This window comes from Teredinibacter turnerae T7901 (assembly GCF_000023025.1).
GTDB classification, from domain to species: Bacteria; Pseudomonadota; Gammaproteobacteria; order Pseudomonadales; family Cellvibrionaceae; genus Teredinibacter; species Teredinibacter turnerae_B.
Window position 1 is genome coordinate 4675410 of sequence record NC_012997.1, and the last position, 23642, is coordinate 4699051.

The following is a 23642-nucleotide window of genomic DNA, read 5'->3' on the forward strand; positions in this document are numbered from 1 at the left end:
AATAAAACTGATCGCTACCCGTTGGTATTCTATTTTTGTGTAAAAAGAGGCGGTTCAATTCTAAATGTGCCGACATTTCCAATGGCATCTCCACGATAAATATTAAGGGCAAAACTATCGATAATTGTTAAATCCACCAAACCCTCGAGTTCCGCTGTATCAAACTCTATGTCCTGCCAGCCGGGCTCTGAGCTCGGCGTGATATTGCCTGCAGGCACCGAAAAAGACTGCCAATTAGTCGCATCACTAAATTCAAAGCTCAATGTCACCCCACTGTTTATCGCTTCCGCGGGTAAATAAACCCGCTGAGTTAATACAGTATTTTTAATATTCCTGGTCGCGTAATGCCAAAAGAACCCAACCGATAAACGCTCCTCTGCGGCTTGCCATTCTTGCGTGATCAGCAGCGCGCGTTTCGACATTTCCCGATGGAATATCCACTCGTAACCGTCGAACCATTCGCTAAAATACAGACTTAACTGCAAATCTTTAGGTGATAATTTGCCAACCGTCCGCGGATTCTCCAAATTACGTGGCTTTCTCGCATCCACTTGAACATTAACGTCCGCAAGTTCCAAGGTACCATTGAGCAACAGCGGCTCAGCTGGAAGTCCGATGGTTATTAAAAACCCTTGTACATTCGCGAGATTGAAATTCTCATCCGTCCGCAAGAAAGCACTGCGATTGAACTTCGGGTAATCGAAGTCCATGCGGCTGCCAAACGTTATTCCTGCTGCATCCAACTCAGTCAATACAGCCACTCTGCCAGCGGCGTCGAGCAACTCAACACGTAAACCTTCGGCATAATCCGCAAATTCTACAGGCAGCGTTAGCCCAAACGTCATCCGCCCACCGATTAAATCGGGATGCCATATAAAGTCATGCTTGATGGACTCATCGGTAGACCAGGAGTCGGTGTCATCGTAGTAAATATTGCGATACGCCAAGCCAGTGGATTCATCCCAATAGGTGCTTGTTGCGCCACCAATATTTTCGATCCAATTGGATTGATTCAGCCGAAAATCAACGAGCGGCGGTGCCGGCTGCGGAGGCGGAGAGCCCGCAAGTCGCACACGAATATTGTCGTAGGTAATTGCACCTGGAACCTCAGGCAGCTCCCCCTCAGACAGCAGATTAAAGCCCAGTTTAGCAACGTGAGTGAGGTCAAACCCCTCCTGAACATAGGTCGTCGTGGACGCGCCGTCTAGATAGGTGTGGGTGGTAAACGTATTCGGCTCACCGCCCCAGGCTCCCCAAAATTGGCCCATTGCCATGCGACCGTTATCATCCAGCATAATAACGGTGCCGCCAGCCAAAAACTCGGTAAAACCCTCTTCATTTTCCGCATAATACACATCAGAATATTTCACATCTGCGGTAATTAATGCGGTTGAAAAATCATAGGTACCACCGAGATCCGTGGCGTACCCCATATATTCGAAGGCCTGCTGCCAGTCGGGAATAAACGACAAGCTGCCGTTATCAAAAACTTTATCCGCCCCTGCAGCGGTTTCGCTCGCATATACCAGCTCCCAACTCTCAATAGAATCCGGCGTATCGAAAGTGAACTGAATATCGGCTTCGCCGCCGGCTTGCGCGTAGGTGTAAGTACTTATCGCCAATAATGCACTGGCAATACCCGCTCCCCTTCCCAATAACTGTCTTAGGTATTTATTCTTCATCTTGTTATTTTCCGTGTAAGAATTATCAGTAATCCAAGCAACTCGCCCACAGTGGGCGCAATGAATTCTAAAACCTCACCAAACCTGTAACAAGGGTTTAGTTTTTGGGTAAAAGGCTGGCGATTAAAATCACAACCAAAGTGTGAATATATCACTGACACATCGAGCATTTGGCGGATGCTAAAATGCACACTCTAATCTAAAGTCATTCTTTTATCCAAAGCCACTCTATTATCTAAAGACGTACTCCATTCTAAAAACGCACTTAAAAAAGCCGCGGAGCAAAAACCAGACGCGTCATAAACCGTACGACCACGCTAGCGAACCTAACACCATATCTATTTCGCCCAGCAAATACCTGCATAAATATTAAGTCGGCAATAGAAAAGCCATTTTCCTAAATCAACAGTCTAAAACGGCGCTCTAATATACTCTCCGTTTTTCCAACCACACGTTCAACAAAAACTTCAGGTTAACGCATACGCTATAGGAAACTATCGAAATCACGCAACAGGACGTACCCATCGATATCGTCAATTCGACACTCGGTGATGTCACTGTCTCGGCAATCGTCACAGACCCGAACGGGGACGACACGCATACAATTAATTGGGAGCTATCTGATTTGGGGCTGGTGATCGCGGCCGACCAGGCAAGTTTCAGCTTTGATCCCAATAATCTGCAAGACGGCGACTATGCCTTTAAAGTAACCGTGACCGACTCTGGCGAACCCGCACTGTCGGATTCCGAAGACTCGGTTCTTACTATCGAGACGCCCGTTGAGCCGACAGAAGAACCTTCACCCGAACCTACTTCAGCGCCAACGCCGTTGCCTTCTGTAGAACCCTCGACCGCGCCTACGGCCGAGCCAACTGTGGTGCCTTCAACCACACCTAGCGAGGAACCAACAACCGCACCAACATCACCGCCTGCACCCACCGACGCGAGTGGAACGTCAGGTGGTGGCGGTAGCACTAGTATGTGGGTTTTGATCCTGCTTGGTTTGGCCCTCGGCCACAGAAAAATCATACGCTAGTACTTCTCCCCCTGCCCTGTGCAACAGAGCGGGGGGTTCTCCGTATCTATCCCGACAGTGATGAGAACTAAATTTCTGCGGCGTTTTATATTGATCTCTTATCTTAGGCTAGAAACGTCGTGTATAAACAAAGCCATTTAGTCTCGCTACGAAAAATAATTGAATCTATCTTATCACGAACACTTCTCTTCAGTTTAGATTTAAACAATTTCCCGGTTTGTACCAGCGATAACAACCAGCATCGAAATAATGCAGTATTCCCCAGCTTATTCAGCGAGCTACGCTGAAAAAAGTGACATTAAAACCACGTAAAACACCTCCGCCCCACACGCTAATCACAAACACCTGAATCCCGCATGACAAAAAAGCCACCCGGCCTACTGAGGCAATGTTTTTTGGGCGGGCTTTTTTTGGACATACACCCTTGCACGCTTCGCAGGCCTTGGTTATCGTTGGAATAGCCGTTGTGATAGTCAATAAACATAATTAACAGAGCGACGATGTAGCTATGCCACTTACTATCAAACTTTTATCAACAACAAAACGCCTTATCAGTACGTTTCAGCAGGGTCTGCTAACTGCGTTAGTCACAGTTTTAGCCTACAGCCCGGTCTATGCAAACCAAGCAGCCGATAAACTGCAACCCGCGATTGCCCCCCACAAAGTGACCATCCATATGGCTGGCGACTCGACTATGGCGATCAAAGATCCCAAAGATTACCCAGAAACTGGCTGGGGAGTGCCGTTTGCAACTTTTTTTAACGACGCTACCACGGTAATCAACTACGCGAAAAATGGCCGCAGCACGCGCACATTTATTGAAGAAGGGCGTTGGGCTAAGTTAATGAGTGCACTGCAACCTGGTGATTTTGTCATTTTTCAGTTTGGCCACAACGACGAAAGCAACAATAAACCGGATCGCTACACTACGCCCGCGCAATATCAGGATAACCTGCGCCGTTTTATAAACGATGTGCGCAACAAGGCTGCTGAGCCTCTATTGATGACGCCGGTGACACGGCGCTATTTCGACAAAAATGGAAATATTAAAGAGACCCACAAGTACTCACCGCTGGCGAGAAAAATTGCCGCTGCCGATGATTCACTTATTTTTATCGATATGGATACCATTACCCGCGAATATTTCCAAGCACTCGGCGACGCCGGCTCTGCCTTACGCTTTATGCATATACGGCCCGCCGTTCACCCCAACTACCCCAACGGCGTGCGGGACAACACCCACTTCAATCAACTCGGCGCCCGTGAAGTTGCTCAACTGGTACTGGCCGAGCTAAAACGTATAAATCATCCAATTGCAAAACGACTACGTGAACCAGACCCGAAACATCTGAGACTGTCTTACGATTAATCTGGCGATTATCTAGATGATCCTATCTATTTAATCGCGCGCCCTCCCGGAAATGGCGTAAATGTGTGAATTTTTAATACATCTAAGGCTTACATTACAACGTTAATAATGTTAAACAAGCTACATATTGCCTTACGCGGCATTTAACCTAAAAGGGACGCCCCCGTTTTTTTTAACGGCTAAACGTAAATTCGCCCTGGCCAACATCCAAATACGACCGGAGCGAACCATTTGCAGAGCGATTAGTGAAGGATTCCTTTCTCAACCCGCCCAGATGTACAGCAGGTATTTGGGCTTGCGGAGCCCCATTGAGTTTTAAGCCAACACACACCAGATGCAGCCTGGATTCCCGGCTTTACCCAGGTCCAGGCACGGCACTGACTTTCATCCATGCAGGCATCCATACAAACCCTAGGCTGATTGGAATTAAAGCTCCGATAATCTGCGCCAGCCCGATCGGTGTCCGCCTCAAAAAAACTTCCAGAGTTACAGCAGCTATTTGAGTAGGCTGCCGGAATGGTATTTTTTAAATAGCAATGAGGATAAGCGTCTATCACATTGGGTTTTACATAGGTATAAGACGCACAATTAGAATTGCGCGCACAATGGCCCTGACACATACCCTCCCTTAAATCTATATTACCTACATACGACGAGGGTAGGACGTAGTGCTGTATATCGTTCCCCGGCAGATCGGTATTGCCCATAGTATTTAAAACCGGAAATTCATAATATTGCGCGTAAGCGCCAGAACAGCACGCGAACAATCCAAGGACGAGACTTCCAATAACATGGTGCACCACTGTTTTACGTAAACGTTTCATTCGACACTCCCATGATTTGATGGATCACAAGTTCAGAACCAAAAGCGGCTCCGGCACGCTTCGCGCGACGTGAATTACGCCTACGCTAAGCTGCAGTATCATGCTATCAGCACATAGTTTTAAAATTATCGAACACATCAAACAGCAACGAATCCTCCAAGCGAATGGCATTACAATAATTCCAAAGACGCAAAACACTCGAAAAATAATTCGCACCCAAAACTAAAAACAATTTTCCTGTATACGAACAATGAAATAAGTCACTATTCTTGACAGCGCTTCAGAATAAAATGAAATATCGCGGCGGGTATTTGGTAGTGATCGAAATAATCACGAACAGGCGAACTAAATCGAAGTAGAGCGTTTCCTGTAACAGGTGAGTTTTTTAGCGGGAACTTAACGATGTGGCAGAAAAATTGACGATAGGGCCTTTTTGACAGGTTATATTTGCGCGAGGCTTAAAATAAATAAAAATCAGGTTCCCCGCCGGCAAACATTAATTACGCTACGCGATAAGCCACTCTGGAACTGCCCACCCCTTTCGCAGCACGTAAGCCATAGCGCTCCACATACGCGCGCATGCGCACAACATGTCCGGCACAGCGGCCGTAGCGGCGGGAGAAATTCTGCACATGTTCCAGCCAGTTTTTCGGGTCTATGCCAAAACGCTCGATAATGGGTTTTATGGTATCGGGGATGGCACCGCGCTTGTCTGCGCGTAAAACCCGGCCGGTTTCATCTACTAGGCGTAAATAATCATGCTCGGTAAAAGGCAGAGCCACATGAATATCCGTATAGCTAGAACCATCGAAAACCATCAGCGGCGCTTCAGGCTGTTTATCCAATTTTAAATCCGCTTTTAAGCGCGCTTGTTTTTCGGTGCGCTCGGCCAGTTCCGGATGTTTTTTAAGTTGCCGTTTTTTGCTGGTAAACTCAGCTAAACGCTGCTGAATGGACGTAAAATCACTGGCATCCAGGCTTTCTTCCATTCCTGCGCGGACCGGATTTAAATCTACATAGGCCATACAACTGAGTAATGCTGCCTCGTCCAACAGCGCCTGACTTTTATATCGGCCTTCCCAAAAACGGCCTTTACAGTTTTCTTCTGCATTGGCCATACGCGCAATAGTTTCGTTTACGCCACGCATAAACCAGCCAATATCAAACAGCCGCTCGCGCCAGGTTTCGATTTTTAAATAGACGGCATCGCGCTGCGCTTCGTCTAATGTTGCAGGCGCTTTTAACCAGCGGCTCACCAACATATCGCCTTTATAAAGCTGCATCCACCGCTCAACAACCTCGGTACGCGACCAGCTCTGCGCGCGGCTTTTATCCACATGCAACACCACGTGGTAATGGTTGCTCATTACCGCGTAGGCACAGATATCAATAGCGTAAATATATGACAGGAATTTAAGGCGGGAAACAATCCATTGTTTACGATGATCATAGCTCTCACCGGTAGAAAAATCCTCCCCACACAAATACGCCCGCCGCACACACCGTACATAGCAGTGGTAAAACGGAGTTTCATCGAGGCAGACTTGGTTTTCTCTACTTGTGGTCATGGTTGCTGATATTAGGAAAATTTAGAAGGTATGTCAATAGATTGGATGTCCTTTTATCCCCACTTTTATCCCCACTTTTATCCCCTTTATCCTCACTTTATCCCTCACTTTTTATCAGACAGCGTCCTTTTTATCTAGACGGCATCACGCTGCGCCTCGTCCAAGGCTGCAGGCGCTTTTAACCAGCGACTCACTAACATATCGCCTTTATAGAGCTGCATCCACCGCTCAACAACCTCGGTACGCGACCAGCTTTCTGCACGGCTTTTATCCACATGCAACACCAGGTGGTAATGATTGCTCATGACCGCGTAGGCACAGATATCAATAGCGTAAATATATGACAGGAATTTAAGGCGGGAAACAATCCATTGCTTGCGGTGATCATAGCTCTCACCCGTAGAAAAATCCTCCCCACACAAATACGCCCGCCGCACACACCGCACATAGCAGTGTTAGAATGGGGGTTTCATCGAAACAGACTTGGGTTTGTTTACTTGTGGTGATGGTTGCTGGTGTTAGGACGATCTAAAAGATCTGTCAATAGTTTGGATGTCCTATTTACTGGCAAAGAGCCATCACCAGAACTGAAGCTCAGAAACTACGAACTGCGGCAATTATGCCAGTAGTGTGACGACCTTCCGGACGAAGACCAGGAGGCGCTGATCGTAATGATGGACAGTTTAGTGAAGAAAGCTAACATGACAAAGGTCATGGGAAAAACCGCTTCCAGATAGACCTGCTTACATCGTCTTGCGCAGATACGACAAGCCCCGCATGCGGGGCTTGTGTGAGGTATTTTCAGCTTATGAAAGTAATCAACAAGCCAAGTCTTTAACCTGTTTGTGAACCATCGCTTTTGCAAGCCTTCCACTTTTGACGGTTTCAGCTATACCGCTCTCGGACGAACAACCTTGAAGGATAGGTAGCGCAACATCCCTGACCAGCCTTGATACTTTCTCTTTACGCCGCTGATCGGACAATGACTTGTTTTCCAAGTCGAATACCGATTCAATTTGTTTACTCTCTTCTTCAGAAACAACAGCGGTCAATCGAAAGCGAATGTGGCAATGATGCTCTTTAGGAAACTCGGCCGCCCCCAACGATTTCAAAGCAACACCACCATTCACATAGTATTGGTCACCGTATTGAGATTTCTGGAGATCAACCAGTAAAACAACCTCGTCGTTAGCCCAATACCAACTGTCCGACTTCTTCTTGAAACCTGCATCTTTGAGAGGCGCACCAAGCGCCTCTTTTATCAACTTTGAGTCCACCATCATTCATAAGTCTCCACTCTACTAGTCCAACATTCGCCCGTGGTGCATTGCAGTTCTTGGCGATAACCTTCGACTTGTTTTTCACCACGACGAATAGCATTTGGATTATTTGGTTTTAACTCGACGACTTCGCGCGTTTCCCAGTTAACGGCATCAGCTCGTTTTCCACTTGGCAAAGTAACTTCCTTTTCAAAGCCGGGACCATAATCGTAATCCTTGTGCATTTGACGGCCTTTTGCAGCTGCCTCTGCTACTTTCGGATTCTGTGCGCCTCGCAGTCCACTCTCTGTAACCTCCTTCCCTTTCCGTCCCTTACTAAAAAGCCGAGCAGCTTTTCCTATATTTTTAGCTATACCTACGCCAGCCGCGCCGGCAGCAGCTGCAACGGCAACCTCTCCCAGATCCACCTCGCCGGTTACGGCGTACTGAATTGCCGCATCCATTGCAGCACCAATCGCGGCACCCACTAGAACCTGAATAAATTCCCCATCAGGATCATTATATTTATAAGGGTTATTATTTACATAGGCATAGCGGTTAAAGCCATGCGCTGGACTATTCCCTCTTTGCAGATGGCCCAAAAAGTCTACAGGATCATTCGACAAAAACCGACCAATAACTGGATCATAATACCGAGCGCCAGCATAATTTAGCCCCGTATCAGCATCATATAAATGTCCAGTGTAACCTAGCTCAGACTCCAAAGGAAGATCCAAGGCCTCACCAAAAGGCATGTAGTGATGCCGACTAATAATGTCGCCCGACTCATTACTTCTCGCGACAACAGACCCCAAAAGATCGCCATGAATGTAAGTTGTAGATTTATCCACTTCCTGAAAAATCCAAAACGCACTCCACCACCCGGATGGGGCATATGAATAGCGCAAACCATTTTCCACATTGAGCGCTGCATACGGATCGCTTGATTTTTTTAGCCGGAAAACATGGCCACCATAAACTGTGTCTTGAAGCCCTTCAACGGGCTCCACATTATCCCAAATACTTTCAGGCATTGTGCCGAAACACGCATTGACATCGCTACCTATCGAGCAAAGTGTCGACTGACTCCGATGATAATTTTTAAAATAATAGCCAAATGAACTGCCTACGCTATAGCCATGCACACTCCACAGTGCAGAATTCCAGCCTGGCAATATCGGGCCAGCCTCTACACCCTGATTTTCCATGTTGAGAAACCAATCGCGAGCCCAATAATTTTGGATGCGGTAAAGCGGAGAGAGCTTTCTGGTTACCTTTGAAACTAAGGCATTGCCCAGATATATATAATTTGACTGCCATTCACCGCTAGTTTCGTACAAAAGTTTCCCGTTGATACCGTATAAGTAATAGGTGGTTATGCCTCCACTTATTTTTTTAAATCGCATTCCGTTAGCGTCATACTCGTAATACTCCTCACCTGCGCGTATTACTCGATTCTGTAAATTATACTCTAAAGTCAGATCACCACTCGATGTTGTATTTCCTTTTTCATCGTATAAAAATGATTTATCCAAACTACTATCATTAAATGGTACGTTTGAGCTAACACGCTCCAGCCGGTTAGTATTTTGGCCATACTCATAACTAAGCGAGCGCCGGCTGTTGCTATAACTTTTTATATTACCTAAATCGTCATATAGTACGGACATTGATCCGTATGCCGAAGAGCTCGATAACGCAGTTAAAAATCGATCCATAGGATCGTAAGTCATACTGTAAATACTGTAGGCCGGCATAACAGGGTCGATAATGCTACGTACGTTACTATTCGCATCATAGGTGTAATTTAGGTTAACATTTGTTGTACCGCCGTTTTTATCTGTGATACTCTTCGGGCGAAACAGCTCATCCCGCACTATCGTTCTAGCAATACCATTCCCAAATATTAGTGATCTCAAATCTCCATTTGCGCTATAGCTAACCTCGGAAATAATTTTATCCGCTGTATTTAATCGACCGTCAAATACACTTGTAATTGCCCTTACACCGCCGCGAGCGTCAGGAGCATAGTTGTATTTGGTTCCGTCAGGGTATGTGATAGCCTCTATATATCCGTAGGCATCGATATTATAGTCTAACGATATCTCACTACCTTCGATATTTAATATCTCCTGCTCGACAGCTCCCAACGAAGTGTATTTGTATTTACGCGTTGGCCCAGGGGTAAGTGAACTAACTTTTACCCTGCTATTCTTATCGTATCCATAGCTTATTACTGAACTCCCATTCCCGAAGCTTTTTTTCGATATATTTCCAAGATTGTCATAGTAGTATCGAATTTTGTTTTCGCTTGAAACAGAATAGTCGCAACCTTTCGGGGCTGTATCATGGTAGCCAACGCTCGCTTCCCAACTGAGCAAATTGTTTACTTGATATTCATAGAGCTTTGCACCTACATCAATCCTACTGGTTTTACAGAGGCGCTGATGATCGTCGTACGATCTATATTCTGTCACCCCAGCTTGCGTTATTTCTTCTGCTAAGCCGAACCTGTTGTAAATAATCGAAGTTGTTACAAAGTCAGGATTTTCAATTTCCGAGGGTAAGCCTGGCTCTCCTGACACCAATCTTAGATAACTAGTGGTCGTTGGCTGACCTCGACCATTTTTATGCGTTATTTTATTTCCACTTGCGTAAGTGTTTTTTGTTACATAGTTAAAGTCCGTATCTTTTGTATTTAGTAACCTACCTAGGGCGTCATATTCATAAGTGACACCACCTAAGGAGTTAGAGCTGTTGGCCTCGCGCCCTGCAAATGTTGTACGACCCAGATAATCATAGGCTTTTCTTTTATAACGTTTATCGGAAGGAAAGGTGGAGTCAAGCGAATAATTAAACACCTCTTTACCAACTGCATTGTAGTAAGCAACTTCGAACAGATCTCCTCTTTGCGTGGTAATCTTTTCCATACCCGCTTCAACATCAACAAAACCCTCTGATGAAACGGTATGCTGGTAACTGATATTTATGTCGTGCCACTTAGAATCGCAATAGTCTATTTTTCTAATTTTACCCACACCGTTATAGTCAAGGTCGGCACAGTTACCTTCAAAGTCTGAAATTTTTTTTTGCCAACCGTTATCATCAACAGTTGTGTACTGGTACTTGAAACCACTGCCCTCACTCATTGGCTTCGTTATCGTTTGCGCAACACCTCTTTTATAGTCTGAATAGTCCGTCCAGGTACCATTCTGCTCTACTCGGTAAGCCAGCCCATTAGCGTGATATTTTACATACTTCTTTTGAGCACTGCCGTTCAAATAAACTTGATATGGAAGCAAAGGGTAAGATGAGGTCGCAGAATAGTACTCTATCTTGTCAACTTCCGAATACGAGACCCCATCGTCCGAGACAAATTTTTCATGGGGCAAACCAAGAACCCACAAATTTTCGTCGTTAGTATACGTATATTTCTGATATTCCTTCCAGTCGCTGAAATTATTGGATACTTCTGATATTTTCAAGAAACCAAATTCATCAAAATACGAATACTTTTGGTTAAAGACATCTTCACCATCATCATAATAGTAGGATTCTTTTGCCAATTCCGGTCTTATTCGATAGTAGAGCTTGTTTCGATTCTTGTGATAATTATCGTTAGCTAGTTTCCCGACCTCTTCACCAATTTTTTTGTAGGTAAACTCTGATCGTTTTAGCAACACCTCGCTATCTTTATCGAAAACATCTACCGCGATTACCTGGTTTTCAGTTATTGATTCAAACCGTCGATCAACATATGAAATTTCAATTTTTTTCGGACCCGTGATTTTCACAGACCGATAGTTCAACGGATTTGTGATTATAGGCGGCAACTCCCCATATGAAGCTCTAATTGGTTCTGGTTTGGGGATATTCATTTGGTTGACTTCTCCATCGTCATAATCATCTATATCCCAACTAGAAAAATCCCAGTATTCGCCGGGATTTTCTGAATATTCATATTCCCATACTGCTGTTTCCACCCCAGGACCACTTACTTCACGCTCAACCAATGACCCCGTAATCGTGCAATTGATGTCCGTTGCAACCCATGGTATCGGCGGCGTCATATAAAACGGATCTATCAACTCATTCAACCCGATATAAACGTTGGTTCTTCCGTGATATACGGCCTTGAATCCGTATTTAACTTTATATCCCTCAGGCGTTAAAAAGTAGGTACTTTTAATTTCAGAGTTATTTCCCCAGTCTTCACAAATAAATCTACCCTCGTAGCGATTACTCGCTTTAATCGAGTCACTATCAGGAATAAGATGATACAAATCTTTGTGATACTTCCAACTTGTTTGGTCCGGCAATATCGCTTTTGTTAACCAATAGCCACCATCTCCGTGCTCATATATCCATTCGCGCCCGTTCGCGGTAGCTTTGACGGCTCTGCGGCCGGATAGCCCCACAAAATCCTCACTACCGATTTGATCATACTCAATATCGATGCGCCGCCCATCCGAGGCAATAATCGATTTCATCTCGCCATAGCTGTCGTAGTTGTAGGTCACATAGTTACCAAATCGATCCTCTATACGCGTCGCCATAATGAGACGAGTTTTTGCTGGCCCCACGAATTTACCAATGTCGTTTGCCCTATTATAGTAAGTACGAACCTGGTTAAACGTGTACTTAAATCCGTTGGGCGATAAGACGACAAACCCCTCTTGCCCGTTGGGATTTTGCAAACATTCGACAACTTTATAATTTGATTTTGTAACTTGCTGCCCAGCCGAATTTATTAGCAAGAGATCATCAGTAGTATTAGGAATATGTAAATACTTCCCCTGCCAAAAGTGATTTATTCCGTAATAGTATTTGTTGTTGTAACTAAACTGTACTGAAGATCCAGTACAGTTTTTACCGTGGTACCAGGATGACTCATTGTCCCACTCATAATAATGCGCTGGCTGTTTCGTATATGGCACTGCACCGCGTATATATGGGATATCCCAAACCCATCCGCCGGGACCCCCTGTTTCAGAGGTTTCATCCGTCGGCAGTACTCGCGTCAACTCGACCGGGATATCAAAATTACCAGGGATGGATATGTCAGTGGTTCTTAAAGATATTTTTCCAGTTGCGTAATCATAGTTTTCTCCCTCGACCCAGGCGTTTTTTACTCTGGCGACTCTGGAATCTTTAACCATCTGCTCCACTTCGCCTATACCGAATGTAACGCCATCCCCAGAATCCACGGCAGCGTTCACCGTCACTGCAAAAACAACGCTACATAGACAAAAAACGACACTCAAAAAATTATTCACTGACATAACAACTCCAAATGGTCACGCTAATACTCGACCTATATTCCAATAGCCCTGCAATCCTGCAACGACAACGAATCACTCAATCAATAAAGTACATAGCAAACATGCTTCCGAGGAATTGACGCACAAATCCACGTTAACGTCTAGCAAAAACTAATGAAATAGTTTGAAATACCGCAGTGCATACACAAAGTTTAAATTACGCATACATATATTGCAGTTGAGAATATTGAACCGCTCCTTAAGGTGGCGTCAGAACTCATCTCGCACCACTACAGTTCAAATTCGGTTTTGTTGGTAAAGGTCCGGCAGGCTTTTGTAATTGGCGAACGATGACAATAGTTCAGTGCACTAAACTTCAAAACAAGGTGGGCGGAGCGTTCAAAGAAATGGAGAACTGTGTTCTATTGTTTTTTAAGCGGGACTAAAGTTATGCAATTTAATAGGCGACTAAATGCGTGCTCAGATCAATTCATCTCAGATGGGCGGTACAAGCACAGGGTTACTAAGCATACAAAATTGTCATGCAAATACTTATTTTTTCTGAAGTGAAAAAAGGAGGTAAAATTACAAATCATGCGAGCAGTCCGTCTAGCGACATAAAATTATAAAAACCTTGTTTTTTTAATCGGCTTGAGAGATTTCTGCTTTTATAGAGCTAGACGACCAAACTCACCACTCCTGCTAACCAGCTAAATTTTTCGATTCACGGCGACTTTCTGTAATATTCACCACTCAGAAACAGTGCCCGAGCCACCCCCAAGCACTGTTTACAACAAAAAACTAACTAAACAACCAGTTACCAATGGTGATAAACAGCCACCATGCCCCGGCCAGCAACAAAGGCAGCAACAGGATTCCGATTTGGCGAAGGTAGCCAACGCCGAGGTGTTTTATTTTTTTGGAGACGAAGCGAAGGGCTAAAAAGAAGATAACCGCGTAAGCAACTACACCCAACACGGATATAGTCAGGTTCATGTTGTTAAATTCCGTTAACTCAAGCTGATCGAGCGTTGTCCAGACAATCCAAAATGTTTTAAGCGGTACCACGATCACAAAATAATAAAAGGCGGCAAAAAAGCTATAGGGGGTGTCTAATTGTTGCCAGTTTGAAAGCAGCTCCCAGAGCCAAACCAAGCCACTTATAGTCGCGACAATCAATGCCCCGAATGCAACAAAGCTACCGGCCTGCTTCCGCGCCTCGTTTGCCTCTGTGGTAACGATTACTGTTTCCATTTTTCTTCCTTATGTAACTCAAATATTAAATAATTGGCATCAATCTCGAGACTGTGTTTTGTTCACTTCCGTTTATATCTGGATGAATGCTCATGTAACACGCAATAGCCTGGTAATCGGATGAAAACCAAGTTCTTTAAACCTCACAATGCTAGCGAGAGGTTGGCGCCGAATTAAACCATAGCAAATTAGTAGGCCGGTGGTTTTCAAGGCCGAAATTTACAAATTTACACAATTTTGCAGAGGAGACGGTTCGGTTTGGACGTAATAAAAGGGCGGTTAAAAAAGAGGCAGGTGTTAATACGATTTATTCGCGCAGATTAGGCGGCCGCAGCCACCCAATCGAGAGGCGTTTTTAGTATTCTTTAAAGGTTTATTTTTTGGTATCTATTGGTTTAGCTTCCACCGGTGTGGTTTCCACTGGCGTTTGCTCTTTCGGCTTGGGCTCGCCAGATTCCGTGTCGGGCGCTTGCGGTTTTCCAGAAACCGATTTCATTAAGGAGTCGTTCATATCGCGAATTTTTACGAGTATGGCCTCGGAAGCGAAGCCACACACAAATGCAAGGGCGACGGAGGAAAGCGTGCTGGATGGCGAAAACAAATGGAAAGCGACCAGCGCTATTAACGGTGCGGAGATCACCTGCATAATCTGAAAGATAATACAGCCGCGGATACGGTAGGCTATCGAGAAACCGATTTGGCATTCGTCGATTACCGTAGGGTCGTTAATGGTTTTGATCATCTGCTGTCGGCCTTCCCAGTATTCCCGCTGTAACTCGGGCACTCTGCGAATCAACCCAATAATGCCGCCGAGTTGTGCGATGATCAGCACATAGAGTGGTACCACGATTCCACCGTACACAATAAATTTTGCATCGCCGTAGTCCTCGTGGCTCACCCGCAGCCAGTAGCTGCCTTGCTCGTCCTGAATCAGGTTGCGCGTAGCTATGCGATACTCACCGCCCCTGCGTTTCACAATATGCGGGTCGTAAATATAACAGTCGCGCATATCGGCGTCGTCAGTTGCAGGTTGCGTGCATATTTTTCGATTTTCTGGTTCTATGTTTGCCGGGTTCAATACAATAGCGCGCCCGTCGGCAGCGGTAATCATCGCGGGCAGTAACTGTATCTGGCTGTCGCCAACCGGCTGTACCGTTCCACCTAATTGCACAACCCATTGATTCCCCGTCGTATCTTGTGGTGCACTTTGTTGCGGGCAGCGGATTTCTTCGGGAATGGATTTGCCGCTGCCGCTGATGTCGAGCGCACATGCGTGAACAATACCCACCGGGCTATAGATCATTTTCTGCTGCACCTCGCCTTTGCCCACCCACATAATCAAAGCGAGCGGAAAGAAAATGGACGTAAGGCTAAATGCGTAGGCAGTTATGAACAAAATTCGCATAGCGAAGGTGGTCGGCGGCGAGGTAAAACTCACGGCGAAAACGCCCGCAAACAACAGGGTGGACAGCAATACAACCTTGAGCAGTTGATACAGCTCCCGAGCGGAAGGATCGGTGGTTGCCATGTTATCCATATAGATCATGGAGAAAGCACAGAGCGCGCCGACGATCACCAGGCCAACCAACCAGCACCGCATATCGCTGTATTTTTTGTTCGGGTCCAATTTTTTGGTGTCTGCGGTTTTATTATTGTTGGTATCCATTAATCAATCCCTGAGCGGAGATGTTGTGATTCGCCTGCCGACTATAACGGCTATATGTGCGATCGCCAATCCTCTACCGCCCCCTTTATATCGCCTCACTGAGGCAAAGCCCGCATCGACTAATACAACCTGGCAGCGCTAGAAAACCACACTGTCGATTGAAATCCCTGGCGAACGCCCTAAAATTCACCTCGAAACCAGCCGAGGAGGCCACGATGTTCGATCAAATCGCAAAACAGCTCTTCAACGATATCAGCGATAAAGTGTCTGCAATTTCATCCAGCGACAGTAACGCCAGTTCACAGGTGCGCGCCGCCCTGGAAAGCGGCTTGCGCAAACTGAACCTGGTCACTCGAGAGGAATTCGATGCCCAACAGGCGGTGCTGTTGCGTACACGCGAGAAGCTGGAATTACTGGAGAAGAAGATCGCGGAGCTGGAAACCGCGCAACAGGCGCCGCAGCAGCCAGAATAGCAGGTTGTTTTATCAGCAATTTAAGCACCAAGCACCTTAACACTCGCTGGTGGCCGTATACGCGCTCGTATGTCCTACCGCTGGCCACCTAGCAAAGGCTTGAAATGCCCTTGTAATGCCCGCCACACCCTTAACCGTACCGCCGACCGCGCGCGCATGCTTATTTACCTGGCAATGAAACACTGCGAAGTGGATAAGCGGTGCAGGGAAGCACGTAATTGCCCGGGTAATGTAAGCCTTTGAACTATCAGACAATCCACCCATTCGCGCCAGTGTTTCAAGGGCGCGCGATTAAATAGTAACTAGGTTCCCTTCTCAAGGTGAATATCTCACAGCGTGGCGGCGCAATCCTACCTAATATTGCGTGATCCAACACAACTAAAACACCCGTTTAGTTTTCCATTAACACGCGAACCACTGGCGTTTCTTTCGCCAATGGTGAGATTCTTTGGACGTGCGGACCTATGTCACTTGCTATCGTATATACCCGGGCACAGCTGGGTATTGAATCACCATTGGTCACCGTGGAAACGCATCTTTCGGGCGGCTTGCCGGGTTTTACAATTGTCGGCCTCCCGGAGGCGGCGGTTAAGGAAAGCAAAGATCGCGTGCGCAGCGCTCTCCTTAACAGTCACTTTGAATTCCCCCAACAGCGGATTACGGTCAATCTGGCGCCGGCAGACCTGCCCAAAGAAGGTGGCCGCTACGATCTGGCCATCGCACTCGGAATTCTCGCCGCCTCTGGCCAGATCCCCGATCAAACACTCGAGAACTACGAATTTATCGGCGAACTTGCCCTCAGTGGCGATTTACGGCGCATCCGTGGCGCCATCCCCGTGGCCATCGCCTGTGGCAACGAGAATCGCACCCTGGTACTGCCCAGTGAAAACGCAACGGAAGCCGCACTTAGTAAGAAGACCGATGTACTGATTGCGCCCAATTTATTGAGCGTGTGCGCACACCTTCACCAACGTGAACCCTTAACCCCCCCCGAAAAGCCACTCACCCACGAGGCGTTTTACCCCATCGATATGGCCGATGTGAAAGGCCAGGCGCAAGCCAGACGCGCACTGGAAATCGCTGCCAGCGGTGGTCACAATCTGCTGTTTTACGGGCCACCCGGCACCGGTAAATCCATGCTGGCATCCCGCCTGCCCACCATTATGCCCCCGCTCAACGACGACGAAGCGCTGGAAGTCGCCGCTATCAAATCGGTCTCCAGCCACACCAGCGGCGGTGACTGGCTCGCGCGCCCATTTCGCTCTCCCCACCACACGTCGTCTGGCGTTGCCCTTGTCGGCGGCGGCACTCACCCCCGCCCCGGCGAAATCTCGCTCTCCCACAAGGGTGTGTTGTTTTTGGATGAGCTGCCTGAGTTTCCCCGGCAGGTGCTGGAAGTTCTCAGAGAGCCATTGGAAAGCGGCAAGATTTGTGTCTCCCGCGCCAGTGCCCAGGTAGAGTTTCCGGCAAGATTTCAGTTAATCGCGGCGATGAACCCCTGTCCTTGCGGATTTCTGAACGACGGCACCGGCCGTTGTCGCTGTACACCGCAGCAAATTTCCCGTTATCGGGATAAAATTTCCGGGCCACTGCTGGATCGAATCGATTTGCAAATTCATGTGGCCAGTATTCCACTGGAAGAACTGCAGAAAAAAGCCGAAGGTGAAAGCAGCTGCACCATACGCAAACGGGTAATGCGTACCCGCGCCCGCCAGCTTATGCGCCAGGGCAAACCCAACGCAGAATTGCAAGGCAAGGAACTCGCCCGCTATTGCGATCTCGGCAAGCAGGAAGCGCAGTTACTGGCAACCGCGCTGCAACGTTTACATTTGTCAGCACGCGCATACGACCGTGTGCTGCGGGTTGCGCGTACCATTGCCGATATGAACGAATGCGACAAGATCAGTACGGTTCATGTATCCGAAGCACTCGGCTATCGCAATCTCGACCGGGCAAATGTGGAGCCAATGAAACCACGCCCCTTGGGGGTCTCTGAGTACTAGGGCAATAACAAGCAGGAGAACACGATGGAACTCGGCACTTTTTCGGTTAGCCTTTCGGTGAAAGACATCGCAATCTCAAAAGCATTTTACGAGAACCTCGGGTTCACCGTTTGCGCGGGTGAGCAGTCGCAGAACTGGCTGGTGATGAAAAATGGCGACCATCTAATCGGTCTGTTTCAGAATATGTTTTCCGGCAATATTCTCACGTTTAACCCCGGCTGGGATCAACACGGAAATCCACTGGAATCGTTTATGGATATTCGCGAAATCCAGGATGCGCTCAAAACAGCGGGGATTCCACTCGACAAAGAGGTGCCGGAAGGCACAGTGGGGCGTGCCAGCATCAGCTTGACCGACCCGGACGGCAACTGCATTCTTATCGATCAGCATGTGTAACCTTATCGCCAGCGCACACCGACGAGCAGTGTTTAAAACCGGCGATTGCACAGTCTTCAGGTTTTAAGGTGAGTCTCGATTTCAGCCTTTTTATTTCAGTTCTTTGCCTGCACCTGCTTATTTTTATCCGCAGCCATAACCCGCAAAAACGACGGCGCCTGTTATTCGCCGTTGCCATCATCGGGCTTGCGGTTCCGCTCTTTTTTATTGGGTTATTTTTGGGGTTGGGTGGCAACTATACTTTTCGACATCTGGCGTTTGGGCTTACCGCTTCGCCGACCTATATGCCGCTGTTCAGCCTGTGTGTGTACGTAAAATTTCTCAAGCCTGCACAGCTCGACAAGCACTCGAATTAAGCGAGATACTGCAACGCCTTCGCCGCCGCAGTCGTGCGATTTTCCACTTCCAGCTTTTTGTAAATCTGTTCCAGATGTTTGTTGATGGTGCGCGGGCTGGTTCCCAGTATCTGGCCTATTTCGCGGTTGGTTTTACCTCGTGCGAGCCACAATAGCACTTCCGACTCGCGGGTGGTCAGCGGCAAGTGTTCGCGCAAGCGCGAGGCTTCATCCGGCTTGTCGTTGTCGATCAAGCGAATCAAAATTTCATTGGGCGCACTGTTGCCCAAGTACACCAGACGAAGGGACCGGTTTGGTGTTGTCAGATTTACACCCATGCCGATATTTGGCCCATGGGCAAGCCAGGTACGAATTTCCACTTGCAACTGCTTTTGCAGCCAGTCACCTTGGTTGGCGGCTTCCAGTAATTGATTCACTTGCGGCGTTGTCCAAATAAGTTCACCCGCATTGTTTGCCGCGAACATACACTGCCCTGCTGTATCCAACGCCGTCTGCGCGCTGAGTGTGAGCCGCGCGTTGGCAAGGTGCACCCGCATTCGTGCAATTAATTCGCCGTTAACGATGGGCTTGGTAACATAATCCACGCCGCCCACTTCAAACCCGCGCACCACGTTTTCCGTATCTTTCAGTCCGGTCATAAAAATAACAGGAATAGCACGTAATTCCGGGTCTGCTTTTAATTGGCGACACACTTCAAAACCGTCCATTGCCGGCATTACTGCATCCAACAAAATAATATCGGGCAACATGCGACGGGCGATGTTCAATGCCTGGTTGCCCTCCAGGGCCACCAGGGTGGTCATGCCGGCGGCCTCGAGCGTATCGTTCAGCATACCGACGGTTTCCGGTGAATCGTCGACCACCAGAATTAAATCTCTGCGCTCACCATCTGCGCGTTCACTCACCATTATCCGTTTGCCTCTCGTACCGCGTTGTGTTTTCCTGCATCGCGCAGCAGCTCGATAATCACGCTAAACTGCACACGAAATATCAATTGCTTAATCTGTTGTACGAAGGCTTCGCCTGCTAACTGCCCCTCTTCTATTTCGCTTATTTTTTGTTTTAACCCGCTCAAATGGCCTATTTCCGCCAATTGACACAATTCTTCGATCATGGTCTGTGGCGGCATATCAGCCGCAGTAAACTGGCGCTGGGTAAACAGCTCGCTACTGCGTTGGGTGTTCGCCAACGGCTGGTACTGCCATTCCAGATCCAGATGAAAGCGCAGTTTTTCCAGCAGCCGCTGCAGCTTTACCGGCTTCACCAGAAAATCGTCGTACGGATGTTCCAACAGATTCGCCATAGTGTGTTGCTGGTTGTCTTCGCGAATCACGGCGGAGAGCATCATTATCGGTGTATCGTAACCGCGCTCGCGCAGATCGCTGGCTAATTGAATCCCATCCCTTTCAGGCATCGAGATATCGAGTAAGAATAAATCCGGTACCAGCTCATCGCAGGCGTGCAAACAGGCCGCCGCACTTTGCGCTTCCAATACGTAAAAACCCAGCGGCCCGAGCATGTCGCTGATTAAACCCCGGTGCGAAGGATCGTCATCCACTACCATAACGGTGCGCCTTTCACCTTCATAACCGTAAACCCGTTGACTGGAAGGCTGCACTGAGACCGGAGTTACCACTTGCGACAGCATCATCCACACCGTAAACGTACAACCACCTTCCGGGTTGTTCACCACTTCCAGGTCACCACCCATAATATCCACCAACAGGCGGGTTATCGTTAGTCCAAGCCCGGTGCCACTGACCTGAGGTGACCCCGGCGTACGTACCCGTTCAAAGGGACGGAAAATACGTTCCAGTTCATCCTCGGGAATACCAACGCCCGTGTCTTTAATTGAAAATTCCGCTACCTGACTGCGATAGCGCACAGAAAAACTCACGCCGCCACGCTCGGTAAATTTCACCGCATTGGATAACAGATTAATTAAAATCTGACGCAAGCGTTTTTCATCAGTGGTGACATATTCCGCTAACACCGAATGGCACTGGTATTCAAATCGCAGTCCTTTTTCTTCCGCTTGCAACCGAAACATATATACCAACTGATCCAGTAACGCTGAAATACGCACCTGGTCCCGGTGAATATCCAGGCGTCCGGATTCAATTTTTGAGATATCCAACAGGCCTTCAATAAGGTCGGAAAGATGCTCGCCGCTGTTGCGAATAACCGAGAGCTGGTAACGCTTGTTTTCGCTGATCTCTTCGTCGTGCTCCAGCAACTGGGCGTAGCCAAGAATGGAGTTTAAGGGCGAGCGCAGTTCATGGCTAATACCGGTGAGATAACGGCTTTTTGCGCTGTTGGCCGCTTCAGCTTTTTCTTTGGCCTGCTGCAGCTTGCGGTCGGTTTCTTCGTGCGCGGTGATTTCTTCCTGTAACAAGCGGTTCTGCCGCTGCGACTCCTCCTGCGCAACCAATCGGCTTTCGTGGGCGAGCACAAACAGCCAGGCGACGACTCCTGCAATAATCAACAGAATAAAAAAGACTTTCCACAACATCGCCGAGAGCAAGGCATTAGTGGCAGGCAGCGGCGTAAGACTGTTTGTATAAATGAGCGAGAGCAATACCCCGGTGATTGCCGCCACCACCATAAGCAATGCTGCAAAATGTACCAGCCGCGAATTGAGATGTTCTGCTACCGACTTCGGCAATATATGCGCGAGCAAATCAATCGCCATTTCGGGAATTTTTTTCACCGGCTTGCAGGAATCCTGGCAGCGGGAATCCAGCGAACAGCACAGCGAACAGATCGGCCCGGCATAAGCCGGACAGTGCGCCATATCCTCCACTTCGTAGTGGTTCTGGCAAATACAGCAGGTACCGCTTTCCGCCTCATCCACCGCAAAAATATGTGGTTCACGCGCAATATAAAAGCGACCTCGAGTGAGCCAGGCAATGGCCGGCGCAAGCGCGAATGCCGTGGCCAGTGTAATAAAGTGAGCGAGTGCCCGGGCAATATCCCCGAGCATCCCCAGGTACAGGAAAATACCGACCACGGACGCCGTTACCATGGAGCCGACACCCACCGGATTAATATCGTGCAGATAGGCGCGGCGAAATTCTATTTTGGGTGGGCTGAGCCCCAGCGGCTTGTTCACCACCAGATCGGACACCAGTGCGCCCACCCAGGCCACTGCCACAATCGCGTAAACGCCCAGAGTTTTCTCGAACGCGTGATATACCCCCAGTTCCATCAGCAGCAACGCAATCGCTACGTTAAATACCAGCCATACCACGCGGCCGGGGTGACTGTGAGTCAAGCGGGAAAAAAAATTGGACCAGGCGATAGACCCCGCGTAGGCATTGGTCACATTAATTTTCAGCTGCGACACAATCACAAAGATCCCCGCCAGAGCCAACGCAGCCTCGGGTTGTTGCACAACGTAGGAAAACGCTAGCATATACATGCGCGCCGGGTCAGCGGCTTTGTCGGCACTCACCCCCTGGCTGAACGCCAGATAAGCCAACAGCGAACCGGCAAACACCTTTATCACCCCCAGCACGATCCAGCCGGGCCCTGCGGTGAGTACTGCCGCCCACCAGCGAACGCGATTATCTGCAGTTTTTTCCGGCAGGAATCGCAGGTAATCCACCTGTTCGCCAATTTGCGCGATCAACGAGAACAGCACCGCCGCCGCCGCGCCAAAATAAATCAGGCTCACATCGATATCGGGCGTCGCATTGTGCAACCCATCGAAACGCACCCACGCGCGCACCAGTTCGAATTCATGGCCCAACAAAAAAACAAAGGGCAACAGTTGGAGTACCACCCAGAGTGGTTGTGTCCAAAGCTGAAAACGACTGATCCAGGTAATGCCGTGGGTCACAATCGGAATCACCACCAGCGAGCAGACGATGTACCCCATCGCCAGCGGGAGTCCAAACCAGAGTTGCAATACCACCGCCAGAATCGCGGCTTCGAGTGCGAAAAAAATAAAGGTGAACGAGGCATAAATCAGCGAAGTCGCGGTAGAACCGATATAGCCAAAACCCGCGCCCCGGGTCAGCAGGTCAATATCCACGCCGTCCCGTGCGGCGTAGTAACAAATGGGAATTCCCGCCAGCAGAATAATCAACCCTACCAGCAGGATGGCCGTAGCAGCGTTGCTGAAACCGTAATTGAGGGTGATGGTGCCGCCGATGGCTTCCAGGGCTAAAAACGAGATCGCACCCAACGCGGTGTTGGCGACCCGCAACAGTGGCCAGCGCCGCGCACTCTTGGCGGTAAAGCGCAACGCATAGTCTTCCAGAGTCTGGTTGTTCACCCACTGGTTGTAGTTGCGTCGAATGCGGAAGATGTCTTGTTTGGCTGTCATGGGTTAATCATCGTACACCATTTGGCGCTCTTTGCATTCTTTAGATTGCGTGCCATCGGCGTACGCACTTGCATGGCTTCACCCCGCTCTCGACCTGTTCCAGCTACCGCCAGCTACGGCTAGCTGAACCCAAACCAGCGGGTTAAGCAATTGTCTGCAACACTC

Annotated in this window: 15 protein-coding genes and 1 pseudogene; 6 read left to right on the forward strand and 10 right to left on the reverse strand. The window is 48.2% G+C overall.

Annotation, left to right across the window (positions count from 1 at the left end; genetic code table 11):
• Positions 1-29: 29 nt before the first annotated feature.
• Positions 30-1682, reverse strand: a complete 1653-nt coding sequence (locus tag TERTU_RS18810; protein WP_015820335.1) for a hypothetical protein — start codon at positions 1680-1682, stop codon at positions 30-32.
• Positions 1683-2316: 634 nt separating this feature from the next.
• Here TERTU_RS18810 and TERTU_RS18815 point away from each other — a divergent pair.
• Both TERTU_RS18815 and TERTU_RS18820 read left to right on the forward strand, forming a co-directional pair.
• Entirely contained in the window at positions 2317-2718 is a 402-nt protein-coding gene (locus TERTU_RS18815; protein WP_228378330.1) for a hypothetical protein, read from the forward strand.
• A gap of 508 nt (positions 2719-3226) precedes the next feature.
• Positions 3227-4087, forward strand: coding sequence for a rhamnogalacturonan acetylesterase (locus TERTU_RS18820; protein WP_015817032.1), 861 nt, complete (start codon positions 3227-3229; stop codon positions 4085-4087).
• 242 nt (positions 4088-4329) lie between these two features.
• Here TERTU_RS18820 and TERTU_RS22495 read toward each other — a convergent pair whose 3' ends face one another.
• From TERTU_RS22495 to TERTU_RS18850, 7 genes and pseudogenes are all read right to left on the reverse strand, one after another.
• Entirely contained in the window at positions 4330-4911 is a 582-nt protein-coding gene (locus TERTU_RS22495) for a PAN domain-containing protein (RefSeq protein ID WP_015820638.1), read from the reverse strand.
• A gap of 500 nt (positions 4912-5411) precedes the next feature.
• Positions 5412-6395, reverse strand: a complete 984-nt coding sequence (locus TERTU_RS18825) for a transposase (RefSeq protein WP_080516727.1) — start codon at positions 6393-6395, stop codon at positions 5412-5414.
• Positions 6396-6616: 221 nt separating this feature from the next.
• Positions 6617-6901 (reverse strand): annotated as a pseudogene (locus TERTU_RS18830) (alpha-amylase family glycosyl hydrolase); the annotation flags it as partial.
• A 396-nt stretch (positions 6902-7297) separates the two neighbouring features.
• The gene (locus tag TERTU_RS18835) at positions 7298-7762 is read right to left on the reverse strand and encodes a DUF4304 domain-containing protein (protein WP_015817902.1); all 465 of its coding nucleotides are present in this window, start codon (positions 7760-7762) and stop codon (positions 7298-7300) included.
• Positions 7759-13020, reverse strand: a complete 5262-nt coding sequence (locus TERTU_RS18840) for an RHS repeat-associated core domain-containing protein (RefSeq protein WP_015820076.1) — start codon at positions 13018-13020, stop codon at positions 7759-7761. Before TERTU_RS18840 ends, TERTU_RS18835 begins: the two co-directional genes overlap by 4 nt.
• A 780-nt stretch (positions 13021-13800) precedes the next feature.
• The gene (locus TERTU_RS18845; RefSeq protein WP_015817969.1) at positions 13801-14253 is read right to left on the reverse strand and encodes a hypothetical protein; all 453 of its coding nucleotides are present in this window, start codon (positions 14251-14253) and stop codon (positions 13801-13803) included.
• Between the two features lie 373 nt (positions 14254-14626).
• Positions 14627-15919, reverse strand: coding sequence for a hypothetical protein (locus TERTU_RS18850; protein WP_015820280.1), 1293 nt, complete (start codon positions 15917-15919; stop codon positions 14627-14629).
• Positions 15920-16134: 215 nt separating this feature from the next.
• Between TERTU_RS18850 and TERTU_RS18855 the strand changes: the two genes are divergently transcribed.
• From TERTU_RS18855 to TERTU_RS18870, 4 genes are all read left to right on the forward strand, one after another.
• Positions 16135-16392, forward strand: coding sequence for an accessory factor UbiK family protein (locus TERTU_RS18855; protein ID WP_015817286.1), 258 nt, complete (start codon positions 16135-16137; stop codon positions 16390-16392).
• A 464-nt stretch (positions 16393-16856) separates the two neighbouring features.
• Positions 16857-18395 carry a YifB family Mg chelatase-like AAA ATPase gene (locus TERTU_RS18860; RefSeq protein WP_015817753.1) on the forward strand — a complete coding sequence of 513 codons (1539 nt, stop codon included), beginning with the start codon at positions 16857-16859 and terminating at the stop codon, positions 18393-18395.
• 24 nt (positions 18396-18419) lie between these two features.
• The gene (locus TERTU_RS18865; protein ID WP_015820591.1) at positions 18420-18791 is read left to right on the forward strand and encodes a VOC family protein; all 372 of its coding nucleotides are present in this window, start codon (positions 18420-18422) and stop codon (positions 18789-18791) included.
• A gap of 68 nt (positions 18792-18859) precedes the next feature.
• Positions 18860-19147, forward strand: coding sequence for a hypothetical protein (locus TERTU_RS18870; RefSeq protein WP_015819164.1), 288 nt, complete (start codon positions 18860-18862; stop codon positions 19145-19147).
• On the opposite strand, the gene TERTU_RS18875 is transcribed toward TERTU_RS18870, so the two are convergent.
• Together TERTU_RS18875 and TERTU_RS18880 are read right to left on the reverse strand one after the other, a co-directional pair.
• Entirely contained in the window at positions 19144-20055 is a 912-nt protein-coding gene (locus TERTU_RS18875) for a response regulator (protein ID WP_015820908.1), read from the reverse strand. The two genes, TERTU_RS18870 and TERTU_RS18875, sit on opposite strands and share 4 nt — an antisense overlap.
• Complete coding sequence (locus tag TERTU_RS18880) at positions 20055-23477, reverse strand: ATP-binding protein (RefSeq protein WP_015819726.1); 3423 nt, start codon at positions 23475-23477, stop codon at positions 20055-20057. The genes TERTU_RS18875 and TERTU_RS18880 overlap by 1 nt, the downstream gene beginning before the upstream one ends.
• Positions 23478-23642: the final 165 nt, after the last annotated feature.

What these genes read in the sequence shown, in the direction of transcription:
- TERTU_RS18810 (WP_015820335.1), bottom strand. Translation starts at nt 1,682, where the DNA reads ATGAAGAATAAATACCTAAGACAGTTATTGGGAAGGGGAGCGGGTATT.
- TERTU_RS18820 (WP_015817032.1), top strand. Translation starts at nt 3,227, where the DNA reads ATGCCACTTACTATCAAACTTTTATCAACAACAAAACGCCTTATCAGT.
- TERTU_RS22495 (WP_015820638.1), bottom strand. Translation starts at nt 4,911, where the DNA reads ATGAAACGTTTACGTAAAACAGTGGTGCACCATGTTATTGGAAGTCTC.
- TERTU_RS18835 (WP_015817902.1), bottom strand. Translation starts at nt 7,762, where the DNA reads ATGATGGTGGACTCAAAGTTGATAAAAGAGGCGCTTGGTGCGCCTCTC.
- TERTU_RS18840 (WP_015820076.1), bottom strand. Translation starts at nt 13,020, where the DNA reads ATGTCAGTGAATAATTTTTTGAGTGTCGTTTTTTGTCTATGTAGCGTT.
- TERTU_RS18845 (WP_015817969.1), bottom strand. Translation starts at nt 14,253, where the DNA reads ATGGAAACAGTAATCGTTACCACAGAGGCAAACGAGGCGCGGAAGCAG.
- TERTU_RS18850 (WP_015820280.1), bottom strand. Translation starts at nt 15,919, where the DNA reads ATGGATACCAACAATAATAAAACCGCAGACACCAAAAAATTGGACCCG.
- TERTU_RS18855 (WP_015817286.1), top strand. Translation starts at nt 16,135, where the DNA reads ATGTTCGATCAAATCGCAAAACAGCTCTTCAACGATATCAGCGATAAA.
- TERTU_RS18860 (WP_015817753.1), top strand. Translation starts at nt 16,857, where the DNA reads ATGTCACTTGCTATCGTATATACCCGGGCACAGCTGGGTATTGAATCA.
- TERTU_RS18865 (WP_015820591.1), top strand. Translation starts at nt 18,420, where the DNA reads ATGGAACTCGGCACTTTTTCGGTTAGCCTTTCGGTGAAAGACATCGCA.
- TERTU_RS18875 (WP_015820908.1), bottom strand. Translation starts at nt 20,055, where the DNA reads ATGGTGAGTGAACGCGCAGATGGTGAGCGCAGAGATTTAATTCTGGTG.
- TERTU_RS18880 (WP_015819726.1), bottom strand. Translation starts at nt 23,477, where the DNA reads ATGACAGCCAAACAAGACATCTTCCGCATTCGACGCAACTACAACCAG.